General features: G+C 33.5%; 22 protein-coding genes and 2 pseudogenes. 21 read left to right on the top strand and 3 right to left on the bottom strand.

Features of this window, described 5'->3' with window-relative positions; translation table 11 throughout:
- Positions 1-8 precede the first annotated feature (8 nt).
- From FJQ98_RS18385 to FJQ98_RS18335, 11 genes and pseudogenes are all read left to right on the top strand, one after another.
- Complete coding sequence (locus FJQ98_RS18385) at positions 9-410, top strand: DUF2750 domain-containing protein (RefSeq protein ID WP_053596523.1); 402 nt, start codon at positions 9-11, stop codon at positions 408-410.
- Positions 411-711: 301 nt separating this feature from the next.
- Positions 712-1,050, top strand: coding sequence for a glycoside hydrolase family 26 protein (locus FJQ98_RS18380; protein ID WP_143115028.1), 339 nt, complete (start codon positions 712-714; stop codon positions 1,048-1,050).
- Positions 1,051-1,069: 19 nt separating this feature from the next.
- Positions 1,070-1,654, top strand: a complete 585-nt coding sequence (locus FJQ98_RS18375; RefSeq protein WP_201406494.1) for a hypothetical protein — start codon at positions 1,070-1,072, stop codon at positions 1,652-1,654.
- 582 nt (positions 1,655-2,236) lie between these two features.
- Positions 2,237-3,142 carry a hypothetical protein gene (locus FJQ98_RS18365; protein ID WP_201406493.1) on the top strand — a complete coding sequence of 302 codons (906 nt, stop codon included), beginning with the start codon at positions 2,237-2,239 and terminating at the stop codon, positions 3,140-3,142.
- 27 nt (positions 3,143-3,169) lie between these two features.
- A pseudogene (locus FJQ98_RS27270) lies at positions 3,170-4,042 on the top strand (RHS repeat domain-containing protein); the annotation flags it as partial.
- Positions 4,031-4,447: an HNH/ENDO VII family nuclease gene (locus FJQ98_RS27680; protein WP_484502698.1), complete on the top strand. Its 417-nt coding sequence runs from the start codon at positions 4,031-4,033 to the stop codon at positions 4,445-4,447. The pseudogene FJQ98_RS27270 and the gene FJQ98_RS27680, both read left to right, overlap by 12 nt.
- Positions 4,448-4,471: 24 nt before the next feature.
- Positions 4,472-4,921 (top strand): SMI1/KNR4 family protein, encoded by a 450-nt coding sequence (locus FJQ98_RS18355; protein WP_075807322.1) that lies wholly within the window; start codon positions 4,472-4,474, stop codon positions 4,919-4,921.
- A 364-nt stretch (positions 4,922-5,285) separates the two neighbouring features.
- Positions 5,286-6,758, top strand: coding sequence for an RHS repeat domain-containing protein (locus FJQ98_RS18350; protein WP_158003088.1), 1,473 nt, complete (start codon positions 5,286-5,288; stop codon positions 6,756-6,758).
- A gap of 21 nt (positions 6,759-6,779) precedes the next feature.
- Positions 6,780-7,334: a hypothetical protein gene (locus tag FJQ98_RS18345; RefSeq protein WP_053596520.1), complete on the top strand. Its 555-nt coding sequence runs from the start codon at positions 6,780-6,782 to the stop codon at positions 7,332-7,334.
- A 215-nt stretch (positions 7,335-7,549) separates the two neighbouring features.
- Positions 7,550-9,457, top strand: coding sequence for an RHS repeat domain-containing protein (locus FJQ98_RS18340; protein ID WP_053596519.1), 1,908 nt, complete (start codon positions 7,550-7,552; stop codon positions 9,455-9,457).
- Positions 9,458-9,487: 30 nt separating this feature from the next.
- On the top strand, positions 9,488-10,354 hold the full coding sequence (locus FJQ98_RS18335; RefSeq protein ID WP_053596518.1) for a hypothetical protein: 867 nt from the start codon (positions 9,488-9,490) through the stop codon (positions 10,352-10,354).
- Positions 10,355-10,895: 541 nt separating this feature from the next.
- Here the strand turns inward: FJQ98_RS18335 and FJQ98_RS18330 are convergent.
- Positions 10,896-11,597 (bottom strand): YwqG family protein, encoded by a 702-nt coding sequence (locus tag FJQ98_RS18330; protein WP_053596517.1) that lies wholly within the window; start codon positions 11,595-11,597, stop codon positions 10,896-10,898.
- A 122-nt stretch (positions 11,598-11,719) separates the two neighbouring features.
- Complete coding sequence (locus tag FJQ98_RS18325) at positions 11,720-12,958, bottom strand: DUF418 domain-containing protein (RefSeq protein WP_053596516.1); 1,239 nt, start codon at positions 12,956-12,958, stop codon at positions 11,720-11,722.
- A gap of 314 nt (positions 12,959-13,272) precedes the next feature.
- On the opposite strand from FJQ98_RS18325, the gene FJQ98_RS18320 reads away from it, so the two are divergent.
- From FJQ98_RS18320 to FJQ98_RS27265, 3 genes are all read left to right on the top strand, one after another.
- Positions 13,273-13,671 carry a hypothetical protein gene (locus FJQ98_RS18320; RefSeq protein WP_053596515.1) on the top strand — a complete coding sequence of 133 codons (399 nt, stop codon included), beginning with the start codon at positions 13,273-13,275 and terminating at the stop codon, positions 13,669-13,671.
- Between the two features lie 95 nt (positions 13,672-13,766).
- Positions 13,767-14,168: a hypothetical protein gene (locus FJQ98_RS18315; RefSeq protein WP_053596514.1), complete on the top strand. Its 402-nt coding sequence runs from the start codon at positions 13,767-13,769 to the stop codon at positions 14,166-14,168.
- Between the two features lie 157 nt (positions 14,169-14,325).
- Positions 14,326-14,454, top strand: coding sequence for a hypothetical protein (locus tag FJQ98_RS27265; RefSeq protein WP_277815972.1), 129 nt, complete (start codon positions 14,326-14,328; stop codon positions 14,452-14,454).
- 85 nt (positions 14,455-14,539) lie between these two features.
- Here FJQ98_RS27265 and FJQ98_RS27260 read toward each other — a convergent pair whose 3' ends face one another.
- Complete coding sequence (locus FJQ98_RS27260; RefSeq protein WP_277815971.1) at positions 14,540-14,662, bottom strand: hypothetical protein; 123 nt, start codon at positions 14,660-14,662, stop codon at positions 14,540-14,542.
- Positions 14,663-14,766: 104 nt separating this feature from the next.
- On the opposite strand from FJQ98_RS27260, the gene FJQ98_RS18310 reads away from it, so the two are divergent.
- The 7 genes and pseudogenes from FJQ98_RS18310 to FJQ98_RS18280 all read left to right on the top strand — a co-directional run bounded on the left by FJQ98_RS18310 (position 14,767) and on the right by FJQ98_RS18280 (position 20,224).
- A complete protein-coding gene (locus FJQ98_RS18310) occupies positions 14,767-15,024 on the top strand; it encodes a hypothetical protein (protein ID WP_053596512.1) in 258 nt (85 codons plus the stop codon).
- Between the two features lie 4 nt (positions 15,025-15,028).
- A complete protein-coding gene (locus FJQ98_RS18305) occupies positions 15,029-15,349 on the top strand; it encodes an SUKH-3 domain-containing protein (protein WP_158003087.1) in 321 nt (106 codons plus the stop codon).
- Positions 15,350-15,473: 124 nt separating this feature from the next.
- A complete protein-coding gene (locus FJQ98_RS18300; protein ID WP_053596510.1) occupies positions 15,474-15,854 on the top strand; it encodes a hypothetical protein in 381 nt (126 codons plus the stop codon).
- A gap of 229 nt (positions 15,855-16,083) precedes the next feature.
- The gene (locus FJQ98_RS18295) at positions 16,084-16,629 is read left to right on the top strand and encodes an RNA 2'-phosphotransferase (protein WP_053596509.1); all 546 of its coding nucleotides are present in this window, start codon (positions 16,084-16,086) and stop codon (positions 16,627-16,629) included.
- 111 nt (positions 16,630-16,740) lie between these two features.
- A pseudogene (locus tag FJQ98_RS27435) lies at positions 16,741-17,397 on the top strand (SMI1/KNR4 family protein).
- A gap of 356 nt (positions 17,398-17,753) precedes the next feature.
- A complete protein-coding gene (gene comX, locus FJQ98_RS18285; protein ID WP_053596506.1) occupies positions 17,754-17,912 on the top strand; it encodes a competence pheromone ComX in 159 nt (52 codons plus the stop codon).
- Positions 17,903-20,224, top strand: coding sequence for a sensor histidine kinase (locus FJQ98_RS18280; protein WP_053596505.1), 2,322 nt, complete (start codon positions 17,903-17,905; stop codon positions 20,222-20,224). The genes comX and FJQ98_RS18280 overlap by 10 nt, the downstream gene beginning before the upstream one ends.
- Positions 20,225-20,301 lie beyond the last annotated feature (77 nt).

Here is a 20,301-nt window from a genome sequence, read left to right as displayed (position 1 = left end):
AGTTTAATATGAGTGGAGGATTTGAATCAAGTCCAGAGTTTAAAGCTATGATAAAAAAATCAGCTAGAGATAGATATATTTACTCTGTAAAACGTATTGCAGACTGGGAAGAGGCGTGGTCTTTGAAATTAAATGATGGGTTTGTTACAACTTCAGATGAAGAGGGAAATCTTTCAATGCCTATTTGGCCATTTAAAGAGTACGCTATGAAATGTATAGGAGATGAATGGGAAAACTGTAAACCACAAAAAATATATTTAAATACACTTTTAGAAGAAATATTACCCAATATGTCAGATGATGGAACGTATGTGGTTGTATTTAAAGTACCAGAAAATCCAGAAGTTGTAAGGGTGTCTGCGGATGACTTTAAAAATAATTTGTTATATGAATGTTCTCAATTAGAATAAAGCATGGGTTGTAGAATATGGATATCAACTTTTTGATAAAATTCTAGGTTGGTAATGTTTATATAGCAAATAAAAAGAGTAGCTTAAATCCCGAGCAGGGTTTTATTGCTACTCTTTTTAATGAATTTTATTTACCTTAATAAGACCTTTTTCTCATATGTCTTTCCCGAAATATTAGTGCAGATAATGGGGTTATTTTGAAACATTTAGATCGAAATAGTTTACAACCTGGAGCTTACCATAGAGTAATTCATATTCATGAATATTTTGAAAATGTTGCTGAACAGGTATGGGTCATCATTTGATGCCGAGATCAATAGCTGGGGCTTTAGGTATTACAGAATTAAGCCAAAAAACTTCGATTGCATGGTATCCAGATAAAGGAGCTGGAACAGCAGATCTTCACAAAAAATTGCATAGAGAACTTATAGAAGAAGGAATACCTTATCACGGTTCAAAATATACTGGAACAGCTGATGAATTTTTTGACAAAGCTGCTAAAGCATACAAAGATATTGACGTTAAAGGTTATTTGAAAATACCATACACTGATGATAGGTTATTCGAAAATTTAACCCCTGCAGAAGCATTAGATAAAATAAAAGAGTTACATTCAAATGGGAAAATTCCTTGTAAATAGAAGAAAAGGAGATATTATTATGGATAGAGTTTTAACTGTCTCAAGTTACGGCATTTGTTTATTTTCATTAGACGTATTAGAAGATTTTTTTAAAAAAAAAAAAGTTAGGTCAAAAAAACTATTAAAGAATTTTCAGGATAATCATAATCGATATTTAACTTTACTTACTGAAGGTATATGGATTCCTTTTTTACCCATAGACTCTATAAAATATGTAATCAAGCTTGATAACTATAATCAATCATTTGACGATGAATGGGAGGAAAAATTAGTATATCATGACTTCAATATTGAAGTTCAAGATACATTATGGATTGCTAGTATGGGTTTATTTTATGAATTCGATAAAAATAAATTTATAGGAAATGATGAAGTATCGTATCAAACATTAGATGGAATTACATTAAATTCTGGATTTGGGTATAATGTATCTTCTGGTAAATATTCGGTATCTATAAAGGGCTATGCACGTAAGAATAAATTAGATTATCCTAATGCGAATTTTGGTTTTTTGTTTTCTCTTGTTAAAGTAAATGAATTTGAAGGTTTTAATGATCCACGCGAAGATGAAAGATACAACTTTAATGTGGCAGATATGGATTAAAAATTAGATTAGATAGTATTCTAAAAAACTGATAAAACACATTTTGCTAAAGGTTGTAACGTCAATAGAATTACCATAGATAAGAAAATACAATAGGGAATCTATTCTGTAACAGATCTTTAGTGTATTAAAAGATTTGAAGTTAAATTTAACAAGGGCAATAAATCCATTTAAAAGGATTTTATTGCCCTTTTAATCTTTCGTAATAAAGACCTAAACTTAAAAAGAATGTTGATATAAATCTAACTAAAGCTTAGCTTATGATGCTGATCTGAACCTGAGTCAAGTAACATTGCCAGACGGGACGAGTTCGACAAGGACTTATGACCGTCGTGGTAACTGCACAACAACGACCAATCCTCTAGTATAAATGTCCGCATCGAGATGTACATTTTTGCTTGTCTAAGCATGTACACTTTCGCTCAAAATGTACTTCTCTATTCATGTGTATGAATAATTACAACTTGACATGGAGACCTCTACTCGCATGAATCGGCAGCCAAAACCCAGCTACTACAAGGGCTGGCTAGCCGAACAAGGCTATCATGCTCGCCACTCCAAGTAAAGTTGTAATATACATTGGTGAGCAAAAATGTACATGGTTATTCGAACGTAATTGTACGTACTTATAAGCGTATTTATCCTCTAGGGGCCACAGAGAAATTCCGTTATGATAACTTGAATCGCCTTGTATGGGCAAATCTTCCAGATGGTAACGACGTTCAATTAAAGTACGATGCCTATGATGATGTTGTTTTTGCGAAAGATAACCATACGCAAGTAGCCTTTGATTACACCATTCTTGGCAGCTTGAAGGCTCGAGAACAAGGTGGAAAGAAAGTTAAATTCACCTATGATACGGAGGAGCAGTTAACCGCTGTCATCAATGAAAAAGGCGAAGCGTATCAGTTTGAACGTGATGCGAAAGGTAATATCGTCAAGGAGATTGGCTTTGATGAGATTGAAAGAACATATGAGCGAAGTCTGGCGGGATTGGTTCAGAGAATTCAACGTCCAGGTGATCGTTGGACAGCATATCAACATGATGGTATAGGGAATGTCATTCGAGCTGATTATTATGATGATACCTGGGAAACGTTTGGCTATGACAAAAATGGTTCTTTAATTGAGACTGAAAATGAGCATGTGAAAGTAAAACTGGAGCGAGACCCATCTGGACAAGTGATCAAGGAGTGGCAAAATGACCATTGGATTACGAGTAGTTATGATGAATTAGGCAGCCGTTCACAGATTACGAGTAGCTTAGGTGCAAAAATCGATGTCGCTCGTAATGAGATGGGGAATGTGTCGCAAATCACGGCTTCTCGTTTAGAGCAAGAAAATTGGACAGCATCAATGCAGTACAATGAACTCGGTCAAGAAATTGAAAGAATCCTACCAGGGGATGTCATCAGCAAATGGCAGTATGATACTACGGGTAGGCCAACACACCACCGAATAAGTAGTCAAAACCGCGATACACGATGACGCGCGTATAATTGGGACGTCAATCATCGATTACGAAGTATGGTCAACGAGTTAACGGGTGTAAAAGTTACCTATGGCTACGATGAATTCAGTAATCTCGTTTGGTCCAATCAAGGCGGTCAATTTGATTTCTTACACCGCAGTGTTGATGATGTCGGGAATTTGTATGAAACGAAAGAAAAGACCGATCGTGTCTATGGTGCCGGAAGTAGATTGCTTGAAACGAGAGAGGCAACATTCTCTTATGATGATGAAGGGAATCTGATTCAGAAAGTTGAGAAGAATGGTGATACGTGGAAGTACGAATACTATGGCAATGGCATGATGTCGAAGGTCATAAAACCAGACAAGGTAGAAGTTACTTTCAAGTATGACTCGCTAGGTAGACGAATAGAGAAGAGTTCTAACGAGAAAACTATGAGATTCGTATGGGATGGGAATACTATCCTACATGAGTATTTCTTGCAGAATGATTCAGATAAATTAGAAAATCCAGTTGAGTATTCCTCAGAGAATAAGTCTGAAATACCAGAGAATCTAGTCACATGGGTATTTAACGATGGGTTCGTACCTTCTGCTAAAATTACGGATGAAGGTTATTACAGTATTATTAGTGATTATCTTGGAACGCCTGTCGAAGCTTATGATGAAGAAGGTAAAAAGGTTTGGTCGGCTGAGCTTGATATTTATGGGCGAGTAATAGAGTTTGCAGGTGAAAAGGATTTCATTCCATTCCGTTATCAAGGGCAGTATGAAGACGTGGAAATCGGATTATATTACAACAGATTCCGATATTACTCACCAAGTGAGGGGATTTACACACAACAAGACCCTATTAGGCTAGCGGGGAATAATCCAACGTTATATGGATATGTTAGTGACCCTCTCATGGAGCTGGATCCGTTTGGCTTGATAAATTGGAAAAAAGTTATTTGGACTGCAACAAGACCAAAGGGAACTAGACAAACATATGATGTGTATCAAAGAGATGATATTAATTGGGATGAAATTAGAAGTGCAGGTGATAAAAGGTATATTGGTATGACGAATAGGGATGCGGCAAATAAATACGGAAAAGCACCACAACTATCGGATGGTAGTTTTGCAACATTACATCATCTAGGTCAAGATTCGAGAGGAGCATTAGTAGAAGCAAGTACTCGTTATCATGGTGTTGGAAAGTATGGGCAAGATATATTGCATAGTCAATTTGGGAGAAATAAACCACATCCTAATTATCCGATAAATAGGCCGAAATTTGATGTCGATACACGAGAATATTGGAAAACCCGATGTAAATCATAATTTTTTAGAAGAGGTGGAAATATAATGAATGATATGAATGAATTGCTAAATAAATACAGAGTTTTATACGATATTGATGGAATTTCTAATGATTACTTGGATAAAATCGAATATGATCTTCAAATAAAACTACCTAATGATTTTCGTGAAGTATCTAGTTTCTACAGTGGAGGAGATGTTGGAGGGAAAAATATACATTCTTTTTTATTTTCTGATTCAACAAATCTTATTGGAGAAACTTTGAGAATTAGAGAGGCCGTTGGTTTACCGAGTAGGTTTGTTGTTATTGCTGAACAAGATGAAAGTATTATTGTTATGGATACAGAAAACAAACCATCAATCATTTGGCTAGATTCTGTAGAAATAACTAAATTAGAGGAGCAAGATTTTATTTCCGAGCCAGATGTATGGGAGAATTTTTCTGACTTTTTTAATCATATACTAGATGATGAAGAAGAAGAACGTAAATATTAAGATATAATAAAGAAGTGAGTTTTAACCAACAATAATATAAAAATAAAGAAACAACAGTATTACAAGTCTTTTGTGTTATTTAATGGATTTAATAAAGATTAAAAAAACATATGTAAAAAAGACGTATAAGTCTTTCTTTACATATGTTTTTGTGTTGGAATTAAGTTTTTTTACTTGTTTATTACCGAAATCGCTCGAAACTTTGATATTAAAGTTTTGAGACATTGAGACATGGTGTCGCCTAAATTCAGAAAATAGTTATTTTTTATAATTTAAAAAGTTAATATCAGTTTTAGGCAACCATTCATAGATTACGAGAAGCTTAGGTGCAAGAATCGATGTCGCTCGTAATGAAATGGGTAATGTGTCGCAAATCACGGCTTCTCGCTCAGAGCAAGCCCTTTGGACAGCATCAATGCAATACAATGAACTTGGTCAAGAGATTGAAAGGATCTTACCAGGAGATGTCATTAGCAAGTGGCAGTATGATGTAGCAGGTAGACCAACACACCATAGAATAAGTAGTCAAAACGGTGATACACGAAGACGCGCATATAATTGGGACGTCAATCAGCGCTTGCGAAGCATTGTAAACGAGTTAACTGGTGTAAAGGTTACCTATGGTTACGATGAGTTCAGTAACCTCGTCTGGTCCAATCAAGGCGGTCAATTTGACTTCTTACACCGAAGTTTCGATGATGTAGGGAATTTATATGAAACAAAAGAAAAGAAAGATCGTGTCTATGGTGCAGGCAGCAGATTGCTTGAAACGAAAGAGGCAACATTCTCTTATGATGATGAAGGTAATCTGATTCAGAAATTTGAGAAGAATGGTGATACGTGGAAGTACGAGTACTATGGCAATGGCATGATGTCGAAGGTCATCAAACCAGACAACACAGAAGTTACTTTTAAGTATGACCCGCTAGGTAGACGAATAGAGAAGTGTTCTGACGAGAAAACAACAAGTTTCGTTTGGGATGGGAATACTATCCTACATGAGTGTTTCACGCAGAATGATTCAGAGAAATTTGAAAATCTAGTTGAATCTTCATTACAGACTGACTCCGAAATAGTAGATAATCTAGTCACATGGGTATTTAACGATGGGTTCGTACCTTCAGCTAAAATCACGAATGAAGGTAATTACAGCATCATTAGTGATTATCTAGGAACGCCTGTCGAAGCTTATGATGAAGAAGGTAATAAAGTTTGGTCGGCTGAGCTTGATATCTACGGTAGAGTGAATGAATTTACAGGTGAGAAAAACTTTATTCCATTCCGTTATCAAGGACAGTATGAAGATGTTGAGACAGGATTATATTTCAACAGATTCCGATACTACTCTCCAAGTGAGGGAATGTATACACAGCCAGACCCGATTGGTTTATCTGGTGGCATTAAACTTTATAGTTATGTACATGATCCAAATATTTGGATTGATCCATTTGGATTAGCTAAACGAGGACCTAAGACAGATGGTAAAGGACCACATAATGAAATGATAAAGGCTTGGGGCGATGAAGTCGAGGCAAATGGTGGTACAGTTCTAAATGGTGGAGGAAGAAGACAGGAAACGCTTATTGAAACGCCAGGAGGTAATAAACAAGGTAGACGACCAGATATAATTTATAGAGATGCTGATGGTAATAAAAAGTGGGGTAATGTCGGGAAAACAAAAAAAGATGGATCACCTATTAAAAGAGAACAGCAAGCACTTGACGATTTGAACAATGTACGGGGAAAACATAATGTAGCTGATCCAGTGGAGTTTAGATCCTATAATCACCCAGAGCATAATAATAAAAGTTCGGGTACACTTTGTAAGAAAAAATAATTTGTAGGAGATTTATATAAAATGGAACTAGATATAATAGCTAAACGAAGTTTTATAGTTCATCTTATCAACGATTTTTTATCAAAAAATGATTTGATCTTTTTTGAAGATATTAATTATCATAAGGAAGGTCTAAAATTTGGTGAATTGTTAAATGAAAATGATTATTTAAATAAGGATATGGCTATTTCAATTGGTACAAAAGAAAATTTTGATAAAAAGATTAGATCATTAAATACTAGACCATATATTGAAGATAAGCATGATTTTATTTATATTCTTAACCTTTACGAAAAGAATAATGTATACGAAAAAAATGATGAAAAAGTCAATCATACAAGTTTTATCTGGAATCCAAGTAAAAGTGAGTCAGCTAAGTTAATAGGGAAATTATTGAAAAAACATATTTCTAGTCATTGTAATATTGGTATGAAAGTAGTAGATTCTCAAGAAGTTGGATATAACAAACGTCTTCAAAAATTTTATTGGCCTGAAGAGGTACTAAGCTATAATGAAAAATTATTTTACCCGATAGCTGTACAAGTTGTTCCGATAATCAAAGATTCTCAAAAATAAAAATAGTTCTGTACGGATGAACTAGTATAGCATGAGATAGAAACAGGGTCCTACAATAACAAGTTCCATATTAGATCTCTGATGATAAAGTGATATTAAATTCAAAAAACATATGTTAAAGAGGAGCATAAACCTTTTTACATATGTTTTTCTTGTTTATGCTCACTCTAAAAAACTAAATACTAAAGTGATATAATTTTGCCATAAAAAGGCTATTGATAATACCAATAAATACAGAAGAGCAGTTAACCGCTGTCATCAATGAAAAAGGCGAAGCGTATCAGTTTGAACGTGATACGAAAGGCAATATCATTAAGGAAGTCGGCTTTGATGAGATTGAAAGAACGTATGAGCGAAGTCTGGCTGGTTTAGTTCAGAGAATTCAACGTCCGGGTGATCGTTGGACAGCGTATCAACATGATGGTCTAGGGAATATCATTCGAGCTGATTATTACGATGACACCTGGGAAACGTTTGGCTATGACAAAAATGGTTCGTTAATTGAGACTGAAAATGAGCATGTGAAAGTAAAACTGGAGCGAGACCCATCTGGACAAGTGATCAAGGAATGGCAAAATGACCATTGGATTTCAAGCAGTTATGACGAATTAGGCAACCGTTCACAGATTACGAGTAGCTTAGGTGCAAAAATCGATGTCGCTCGAAATGAAATGGGAAATGTGTCACAAATCACAGCCTCTCGCTCAGAGCAAGAACAATGGACAGCATCCATGCAGTACAATGAACTTGGTCAAGAGATTGAGAGAATCTTACCAGGGGATGTCATTAGCAAATGGCAGTATGATGCAACGGGTAGACCGACACATCACAGCATAAGTAGTCAAAATCGTGACACACGAAGACGCGTGTATAATTGGGATGTCAATCGTCGCTTACGAAGCATGGTTAACGAGTTAACAGGTGTAAAAGTTACTTATGGTTATGATGAATTTAGTAACCTCGTTTGTTCCAATCAAGGCGATCAATTTGACTTCTTACACCGTAGTGTAGACGATGTAGGGAATTTGTATGAAACTAAAGAAAAGACAGATCGTGTTTATGGTGCTGGAAGTAGATTGCTTGAAACGAGAGAGGCAACATTCTCTTATGATGAAGAAGGTAATCTTGTTCAGAAGGTTGAGAAGAACGGTGATACGTGGAAGTACGAATACTATGGCAATGGTATGATGTCGAAGGTCATCAAACCAGACAACACAGAAGTTACTTTTAAGTATGACTCGCTAGGTAGACGAATAAAGAAAAGTTCTGACGAAAATACAATGAAATTCGTATGGGATGGGAATACTATCCTACATGAGTATTTCTTGTATAATAATTCAGATATATTTGAAAATATAGATGAGTATTCATCACAGAACGACTCAGAAATACCAGATAATCTAGTCACATGGGTATTTAACAATGGATTCATTCCTTCAGCTAAAATTACGAATGAAGGTAATTACAGTATTATTAGTGATTATCTTGGAACGCCTGTAAAAGCCTATGATGAAGAAGGTAAAAAGGTTTGGTCAGCTGAGCTTGATATTTATGGACGAATGGTGGAGTTCACTGGTGAGCAGGATTTCATTCCGTTTAGGTATCAAGGGCAGTACCACGATTTGAGCAGTGGTTTGTATTATAATCGCTTCCGCTATTACGACCCTAGTATGGGTATGTATACGCAGCCAGACCCTATTGGGCTTGCGGGTGGGAATCCTACGCTCTATGGATATGTCAGTGACCCTAATATTTATATTGATATTTTTGGTTTAAAACAAGGCGGTTCCTATGCTAGTGTTAGAGCAACGAACATAGGAGGTCAGGTACATCATATGCCTGCAAACTCAGTTTCTCCAGTAAGTTATGCGAAAGGACCAGCAATTTGGATGCCTACTCCCGATCATCTTGATACAGCTAGTTGGGGAAGTTATAACAAAGGGAAACAATGGAGAGCATACCAAAAGGAATTGATTGATAGTGGGAAATTCGGAAAAGCGATGGAAATTGACATACGAGACGTACAAAGAAAATTTGGTTCTCAATTTAATGATGGAATAAGAGAAATGTTGGAATACGCAGGAGACAATGGATATATAACCAATGCAGAACAAAAAGATTAACAAGAAAATATTGCAGATGAGGTAGAAGGTATGAGAAGAGAGTTAAAAATATTACCCAAAATCGGGATAAACGAAGTAAAGCTATCTATGACATCTTCAGATTTAAAAAATATCATAGGTGAATTGGATAAGAAAAATGTCAATGGAAAAGAATTTTTTCTATATCAAGATGAATATATATTTCATTTTGTAGATGATGTTTTAGTAAGTATTTCTGTGAACAATCCAGATGTTATTTTCTTGAATAATCAAAAAATTGATTTAATGAATGAATCAAAGCAATTTTTATTCAAAGAAAATCCGTATTTTGTTGATGGATGTTATATATTTCCTCAGTATAACATGTCGATTTACGGTTTAGATTTTCCTGATGATGGAATTCAATTAACAATTTATTCAGATAACCAAAAAAATATTTACGAGAAAGATATAAAATTAGCTTTTCAATTCAGAAGTATTGATAATCAGCTAATAAACTTAAAATATGAAATTACTCCGTATCAATCTGTTGGATTATTGAAATTCGGCATGCAACTGAGTGAAATTGAAAAAATATGGGGAGTTCCTTTAAAAATAAGCAAGAATAAAAAAAAGGGTATAACTACAGAAAACAGGACGAATAGTCAAGCAATGTATAATGAAAAAGGACAGTTAATTCAACTAGCCTTAAATTGTAAAGAGGAAGTTTTTATTGATAATAAATTGTTATCAAAATTCGGTTCTAAATTGGATAGTTTAAAAAATGAAGAGTATTTTATAAACAGAAACTATAAAATATATTTCAAGTTTGGAATTGCATTAGATAATTTAGGAAACCTATCTTCTAATGATTTTATTTATATTTTTTCAGAAGAGATGATTCCTTACTGGAATGATATATATCGCCCTTTAATCTAACGAATCATCAGAAGTGATAGGAATACTTCGCCTCTAGTTGTTAATTGCAAAATAAAAATGCAGAGAATTGTAACTTTACTTAATTGCAATTCTCTGCATTTTCGTTACAAATCTAACTTATTTTTGTATTTTACTATTTTCAACATTACTATCTATTCTGTTTGTTCGATCAAGCAGGAAATCAATACTGACATTGAAATAATCAGTTGGAAAGTATTTGATCTTATGTCTGAACATCCAACCTGATCTTGCAGCTTATTTATCAGATGATATTGCATTATTATTAGAGGCAGTGCTTTGTAATTTTAATAGTAGTTGGTTAAATGGGCTATGGAAGGAATATTGCGCAGGAAAAATACCCTATCCAGACAATACTCTTAGTTGATGGGAGTCTAGACCAATTAATTTAAGTTTTTTATGTAAGAGTCAAATAGCGCCCCCTGAGTAACAGGTGGGCGCTATTTGACTCTTACGATTGAGGCATATTTACACGCGAAGGCAATAAAAACGTATCGCCACTGCCTTAGCGATACGATTTCTATTACATACTGTAAAGATAATAATAAAGATTAGAAAAATCCTTTGCGATCAGAGAATCTCGCTCGATAAAAAATTGCAATGTGCCAGAGTCTGCTATCATGGCATATGTCTTATGGGCATCACCCTCCATATCTAATTGAAACAGCAGCTCTGCATTGCCATTATTCTCATCAAAACTATTTTGATCCATAAATGCGTAGCCACCTATTTTTGTGCCACTACCATCTGTTTGATCAAAATACTTTGAATATGCAGGGTTCTCCATTGGTAAGTCATAATGAACGGAGCGAGGATCTGTGTATGGTACTAACTCTTCTCGTAATGTTGCTTTAAATGCATAAGGACCACCAAAGATAATTGGTTCACATAGCTCATACTCCATCTCCTTATCAGAAAAAGGCTCTATATCATGAGAGGGCTCAAAGTCCGCATAATAGCGACAATAATAACCATCCTCGTAAACACCATAATCCTCATCTGCCAACACAAAAAACTGTAGAAGCCCTTGCTGTGGGTAATCTTCCAGTGAAGGTAGCTGAGAAAAATTAAGCTGTGCTAAAAACATATAAGGTGTGCCACTACTATGTACAGGAAAGCTATCACCTAATTTACAATAAGGTCGTCCGCCTAATTTACTATCCGTATAAGTAACAGACTCCTCTACGGCTTGTAAAGCTATCGCCTGTTTTAATGATTGCTTCAATATTTATCAATCCTTTCTTGTTGTTATAAATGATTTCTCTAATTATACATACAGCCCCTTAGTTCATTTTATCAAAAAGAATCCTAAATTTATCGAGAACTCACAGTTGATCAGCACCTAAGCTATACTTTTTTAGATTCCTTATTAATACCTAAATAAGTGAATGACCTCCAAACATATTCTAGTGGCCCGAAGCGGAATTTGGATAACCAAAGCTTACTAAAAATCACTTGGAAAGCAAAAATGACAATGGCAATGATGATAGCTGTCGTTAAGTGAAGTTTTCCGTATACGCCGAATGCAAATGGTCCAAATAAAAATGTACATATAATAGATTGGCCGATATAGTTTGTGAATGCCATTCTTCCAGGGAACGCTAACCACTGTAAAATTTTCTTCCCATTCACCGTGTGATAAATAAAGATCAAGCTAATGGCATAAAAGATTGTTAGGAGTGGTGAGCTAATATATTGAACAGCAGAAAAGTTTTCTGAAAGGAAAGGTAATATCCAGCCCAATGTCCCACCAAAAATCAATGTTAGTAACCACGTAATGAAAAAGCCTTTTCGATATTCTTCAAAACGATGCAGCCATTTTTTCTTCGCAACAGCTGCTCCAAATAAGAACATTAGTAAGAACGGAAGATTTGAAAATAAATAAAATATAGGGTTGCCTAGAAAAAGAACATATAGCCCATTACGGATTGTATAAAAAGTTCTTTCCATAAAATTAGCATCCATTAATTCTTGAATATTTCCATTTTGATGGGCATCTATCGTAACCTGCATGAGCTGACGACTTTCCTCTGACATGGACATAGACATTGACATTGTCGTAGTAGAATCGGAGGATAGAGCTCCAAACGTTAATGATCCCAAAAGTAAGCTATATAAAGTTAAGCTAATGATTAACATAGCGTTGGGTTTTAACTTATGCATGAGAAGGAGTAATAATCCTAAAATTGCATAGTCTGTTAAAATATCTCCAAACCAAATGAAATAGGCATGGATACAACCGAAAATAAATAACGCAATAAGTCGTCTAGAATAAATTCCCCAAAAATTTAGTTGCTTTGCGGCAGCTCTTTCCTGCATGATGACCATGCCAAAACCGAACAGCATGGAAAAGAGCATGACAAATTTTCCATCGACAAACATAGTAAGAATAGTTTTAACTGTATAATCGGCGTCATTCCAAAAAGAAGTCCATTCATTTTTAAAACTTAAATCTTCCTGCATGTATACAGGGTAAAGGAACCAAACAATATTTGCTAATATGATTCCTAATAATGCGAACCCCCTTAACACATCGAGTGTTTCAATCCGCTCTTTGGTAGATATAGGTGAAAGCTTTTGTTTCATATAATTATCCTTTCGATTGTTATTTTGTTCTTTCAACAAGTGGTGACTGTTGAAAAACCTTTGTTAATGAAACTTTAAATTATAATTATCAGGATTTTATAAGGAAAACTAAGGTGTCGTAATTCATTTGTAAAATATTTCTATAGCATAAATACATTTCTTTATGCATGAACTATTAAGTATCGGAATTAACAGAGATAAGGAAGTAGGAAAAAGAGTGTATCATAATGAGAAGATATGTTAAGTTAGATGTTCCTGGAAGATAGATGGAAGATAAATCACGAAAATTTTATGTATGACAATGAATCGACTTTATGCAAGGTAAAACTATATTAGAAAACTTCATTCTTTCGTTAAAATTAATAGAAGCCAAAACTTTAGTGGATGGTTTGACTAAAGATGAATTCGAGAATTATATATTGGATTTGTGTTATAAATCAGAAAGTATCATATATTATTCTTTTGTTTTAGATTTATTAAAAAGTAGGGAAACAGCTTTCCTTCACTATATAGCTTCAATTATTTTAGCTCATCCATTATGTCATATAGAGGGGGCTTATCAGGCTGCATTTCATCACGCCCAAAAGGCGATTAATTGGGATGAAGATGATGTAGAGCTTAAAGAATTTTTACTATTTTTTAATGCTATACCTGATAAATTATTAAATGATCAAGAGGCTAAAATACTGGCTGAAAAAGTCTTGAAAAAATAACAGATAGTGAGGTTGCAAAATAGCACAGATAATAGGAGCTTGATTGGTTTTGGTTTATACCTTGGACTATCAAATGAAAAGAAGGTTAGAGCATAGTGCATTTAAAAAACAAAGAACTAATTACACAAAGATTAGATGGTGTTTGGGTTTACGAGAGAATCGTAAAGATTGAATATAATGTTGAAAATGATGTTGAAGATAACTATATTGGAACACTGGATCTTACCTTTCATATTACCTTTATAGAAACAAAAGAACCTTTCAAAATAAGGATTAGATATTATCATGTTGACGATTTAACGATAAGAAAAGCAACAACTTTTCCACTGTCAAGGGACTTAATTGTTCATGATATGAAAGAGCAAGGTTTGGTGAGCAGCCAGCGTTATCATGTACATGATGATAGTGGATATGGTGAAAATGATGGATTCGAATTTATTGAATTTTATTGTACTTCTATGGAAGTCATTTTGGTAGAAGAATTTTACGAGATTTGAATAGAAATGGTGGTTATGAATGGCGTGAATTACCAAAAATTTAACCATTTAATAGTCGATTTACTTTAGGAGATGCTTTATTTACCGATGTATTAGAATTAAGTTAGCTTAATGTCAGAAAATAATGAGGAGAACACACTTAGGGAGGTAATGTAATATGACATATGATGAAGTGGAAGCCGTTTTATCTCAAGTGTTGGATAGAGAATGGGGTGATTTAGATCCACCTTCTTTGAATGATTGGGAAAAAGCAGAAAGAAAATTTAATTGCAAATTTTGGGGATGAATTTACATATTTTTTTAACTTAATTTCTAAATATGTATTACCAGGCATTTTAAACGTATCAACAGGAAAAAATAATGGGAATGATTTAATTAAGTTTATTAGGGTATTTATCTGCCCTAATATCAAACACATATTCTAGCATATCTCCCCATTCATAATTTAAATCTTGCAGATCAATAATAATGGCATCAGGATCCCATGCTTCCATTGCTACCTTTCCCATAGCATTCATATAAACAGCATCAGTATTTCCAGCATAGTATAGCAAAATTGAGAGAATTTATCCTGGTTTCTGTAAAGGAAGTGAGTAGAGTGGTTGATAACAATTTACCTATTGTTCCTTGGGTAGGACTTGGAGGGATTAAGCTTTATAGTCATATAAGCCAGTTCTACGATTTAATTGCTAATATGGATGAGAAGTCAAGGTTGTTTACAAAGTTTTTTATTAGATATGAAATTAAAGGTTCGGTAGACTTGTGGTTCAATTTGATGAATGGGAAGCTTTTTAAGATAACAGCCTTGAAAGATTACCGTATTGTTTTTGGAAGCGATGGGATACAAAGTGTATGATTCTGTGATTGATGTATTAACCGTTTTTGGTGGGATGACATATAAATATAAACACCCTAACGGAAGTATAGAAACATTTCATTTTAGCCCTGAAGAAGCAGTAGGGGATTATTATGGAAAAGAAGACTTTGAGGAATTTGAGGCGCGGATAAATGAGCCTCTTATTGTAGTTGGTGAAGCATATCGTGGTTATTTAATTATGTTTATCTCTCAATCGGGTAAGGTGTTTGCTAAAAATGCAAGCTCATTATATAAATTGGGCGACAACATTTTTGAAGCATTAGATACTCTTTGTTTATTTAAAATACCGGAAGAAATCAATTAAAATAGGTGATATTTACAACTTAGTCTAATCAGGAATGCGGTTTTTACTTCAGATGAAAGTAGTGTATTGAAGATACATGGAATCTTTATAATCATAAACAATAGTCAAAGGAGTATTAATACAAATGACAAAAGAGTGGTATGAAGAAACAGTAATTCTAAAAAAGATTCCCAATTTCAGTTCAACGAATGTTAACTATATTAAAGGTTTCAATTATTATATAGGATACAATCCATATTATGATGAAGTTTCCTATTTAGAAGTAGATTTTTTAGTAGAAGTGGATAGAAGAAAGTATATGTTGAAGATGAAATTTAATGATGTTTCTGTCCTTGATTTAATAGGATTTGGAAATAGTTACAACCAATTAATGGGCTTTACAATTCATAATTTAAGTAAAAATGGTTTTGAATTAGATAATAAATATTTAGTAGAAGATTATGAAGATAACATCATTAAATTTTACTGTGCTAGTTTTGAAGTGCTGTCTTTAGTTGAAATTTAGATGGAAACAATATAGAAGGTACTAAAGGAGAAATTAGATGATTAACTATGGAACTCTTTACTTCGATCATTACACAAAATTTTTAGGAAGTCCAATCGATCGGGAGGTGTATAAATATGTGAAAAAATGCCAAGTATCCATATTTTGAAGTATGAAGCAAGACAATGGTTACAAAAGAATAGCTCAATTATTGAAAGGGCTTAAAATGACTAGGGAGAGAGAAAATATAATGGCTTATGAAGAGTTAAGCAAGGAAGTTTCGTATGCACTTAGGCATGCTCCATGGGAATATGAATTAGAAATGGATGATGAAGGTTGGGTTTCTCTAGAACAATTAAGAGCTGCTTTTTCAGCCACACCAAAATGGAGGCAGTTAGAGGTTAATGAATTTATTGACATGGTCAATATGGCAGAGAAGAAGCGTCATGAAATACATGATAATAAGATTAGGGCACTATATGGACATTCAAATAGTATTCATAAGATAGCACAAGAAGAAAGAATACCACCAAATGTGTTGTATCATGGTACTGCTAAGAGATTTCTAGAGAAAATTAAGATAGAAGGACTCCTTCCGCGATCGCGACAATATGTACATTTGTCAGTAGATACGGAAACAGCTACTCTCGTTGGAAAAAGAAGAGATAATGAACCTCGAATATTGAAGATAAACGCAAAGGAAGCCTACGACCAAGGTGTTAAGTTTTACTATGGAAATGATAATGTTTGGCTAGTGGATTCGATTGATGCTAAATATATTGATGATAGTTGGTAAAGACAAAAATATGGTATGGTTTTTACCATGTCTTGAATGAACATTGTCGTTTTGTAAAATAAATCAGGTTGGGATGGTTTATCGCGAGTATATACTAAAGGATGATGAAATATGTTTAATTTAACTAGAATTACAGACTTAATAAAAAATGCACCAGCCAGCGAAAATGAAATACTAAGCCTAGAAGACATGATGAACATTAAGCTACCTACTACATATAGAACGTTACTTAAATATACTAATGGCCTTTCGATAGCCGGAGGTGTGCTGATTTATGGGACAGAGGATATTATAGAAAGAAACGAAACTTGGGAAGTAAATGAGTATGCAAAAGGCTATCTTGCTATCGGTGATGACGGTGGTGGGAATGTTTTTTTAATGGAACTAGATACTGAAGAGAGTAGGATTTTCGCTGTTGATTGCGGAGATATGAATCCGCAAAATGCATCTATTATTGCCGTAGATTTTAACAGTTGGATTGATAGTGGTTGTGTTAGTGAGTCAGTCAGTGGAAGAGGAGTTAAGTAACTCTATTGATACTTGTAATATTTTGTTAACAGCTTTACCAACTGGGGGATTAAAAGATTTAGTCAAAATCAAAAATGTGCTAGACATAAAGATATCTGCTTCTGATTTACTAAAGTGTTCTAAAAATCTACCTTGTGAAATTGGTAAGGAATATCCTTACGATCAAGCTATAAAGTTAATTGAATCAATGGGGAAATTGGACAAGCGCTAAAAGTAGTTCCTGTAACTAAAAAAGAGTAAAAAGATTTATATTACATAGGCTTATTCCAAAGGGTGAGGAGGAATAAGCTTTTTAATTTATTTTAATATGAAATAGTTATTAGTGTAAATTATTTCTATTTTATTTTATTGTCTGGTAAATAAATTTATATTAGTAATTTGACGAAATAGTAAGGAAAATACTATGTTAAACAAAAAATCTACCTTATCCATTATTTTTTAGCATTTTATAGAAAATTTTGTTGAAAAAATGTAAGAAGATAGTATAATGGAGTTGTAGTTACATTTATGGTTATTAATTCCTTTAAAAGAATTAGTAATATTTTTTAGCAAAATAATAGATGTGATTACAAAAACTAATGAAATGAGGAGATTTTATGATTAACATGATTCAATTTTTAGAACAAAATCCGTCGTTGGTAACTTTGTTGAAAGAAAAAAAAGCTTCTCTAGTTGGTGTTACAGAACTTGAACAGAAGGCAATTTTAGAGTCCTTTGATGGAGATTTACGCATAGGAAATGGAATTTGGCAATAAAGTTACTAAAAAGTAAATGGTTTTGGCTTGCTGTAGGTATATATCTAGCTCTAGGTATTTATGTGCTTTATATTACTTACAGCACGCCTTTTATAAGTATTAAAATACAGGAAGAAGATGGACAATGGGTTGTAAAAGATCCCTATTATAAAGATTGGGCAAATAAGCAAGGAATCTCTCTTGGGGACATTGTTCTAAATGTTGATAGCGTTCAAATTAAAGATGTTTCTAATATAAAGTATGGTTCAGTTATTCGAGAAGCTAATGAATTAACGATAATGAAGCCAGAAGGAAAGATTAGTAGAATAAAAATAAATCATTTAGATATACCTGAACAATTTTACTATATGTTGATAGTTCCTTCTATTTATTATTTCTTGACTTTATTGATTTCATTTTATTTGTATTACAAACAGAAAAATACTGAACTTTTAAATTTACTAATTCTGTTTATATTAACTGTATCACTAGCCTATGTTAGTATTGGTGCGTCTAGTAAACTAAATGGCGTAGGGATAATTGTAAATAGTGGTAGCATGCTTTTGTGCTTAATATACTTATTACATTTTTTAAGAAATTATTTCTCCTTTTTAGGAATACATTGTGCTTTTCTTAGTAACATTAAAGTATTTTATACAATACCTTTAATAGCTATTCTTCTTAGTATCTGTGGTATAGTTGCCAAAACAACATTCTCTAGTATAATATTGTGGTTATTTTTCCTATTACTTATTTTTATCCTTAGTATTTTAATAATATATTATTTTAAGTACAGAAAGCCACAATTAAAAGTATTATTAATGAGTATTATTATCCCGTTCTTCCCGTTTCTTTTTCTATATGCATTACCAGTAATTGTATGTAATCAATACATACTCTCTGCCGATGTGTGCTCCCTATTCTTAATTCTCATACCTTACAGCTTTATATGTACACAGCTCACTGAACGTATTTTTGATATGGAATACTTTATTACGCGTTTACGTCATTATTTTAATTTTTCATTTGCTTTTACAATTTGGCTATTAATAGGTCTGTATTGGATTACTGATTTATCAATTTCAAGAATGACGGAAATATTCTTTTTTGCCTTTTTATCGTTAATTGCACTTTTCTACATTAAAGAGAAAATAGATTATAGCAAGCGAAAAATCCTTTTTTCAACAAAAGGGGATTATATCCATCGATTGTATACGACAGTTGATAGTATTGGAAGGGTCGTAAAGATTGAAGACTTACTTGAGAAATTTGTTCAAGAAATTGCTTTACATCTTGAGATTAAACAAGTTTACGTTTTAACCTATGATTTACAAACACATCAAGTTACTTCTACGAGCAAATCAAAAGAATATACACAAAATCAGATTGATGAAGTTTTAATTGAGAAGCTAGGTTTAGGAGATATCAAGAAAACTGAGCATTTTTATATTGCTTTTATCCACCAGGATGTTAATTATAAAAGAATATTAGTTGTAGACCATAATAAATCTATCTATCTAAAGGATGAAGAATTATTATGGCTTGAATTATTGCTTTTATACTTAAATAATTTTATAGAAAATACAAAAATGGTGGAAGATCTTCTCGAACAGTTAAAGCATATGAAGGATGCTGATAAAAATAAGCTACCTTGGCTCAATAAGCTATTGTGGTTAAGGTTTGAAGAAGAAAAATATCAATTAGCTCAAGAACTTCATGACACGATTTTACAAGAGCAGCTACATATTGCTAGAGAAATGAATGTATTTATACATGCAAAGAAAACGTCAGATATTCAATCGAACCTTTCCAAGATTCATGATCATATGCTTGCTTCGTTGAATGATTTAAGAGGCTACTGTGAAAATTTAAAGCCCCCCTTATTAGATACATTGGGACTAAATGCTGCGCTTGAGAAGCTTATTCAAAAAAATCATAAGCGTGCTGATTTTGTTTTAATTTACACAATTGATCGTCTATATTTGGAGGATGAGCGTTTAAACTTAATGATTTATCGGCTTTTCCAAGAGTTGTTAAACAATGCTTTAAAACATTCGTATGCCAACACTGTCGAAATTCATCTGTTAGAAACAGAAGAGGGCTTTGAAATTATTTATTCTGATGATGGTGTAGGATGTAAAATGGATGATATCATTCTTGCTGATTCAATGGGCATCAGGGGAATGCAAGATAGGGTACAGGCCTTTAATGGTCAGTTTTTTATCAACACCAATGTAGGAGAAGGAATGTCCATTCGAATTAAAGTAATTGAAGGGGATCATACCCATTCCTATGACTACGATACGTATCATAGAAGGCCAACTCACTCATAGTAGAGGATAATATATGAATAGAAAGAAAGACATGAACTATTTTCGTACCTCCTAATCTTTTCGTACTGTGCAAAAAT

Source organism: Lysinibacillus agricola, from assembly GCF_016638705.1.
Lineage (GTDB): Bacteria > Bacillota > Bacilli > Bacillales_A > Planococcaceae > Lysinibacillus > Lysinibacillus agricola.
The sequence above is the reverse complement of the archived record's forward strand: the minus strand, read 5'-3'. Positions and strand labels throughout refer to the sequence as shown.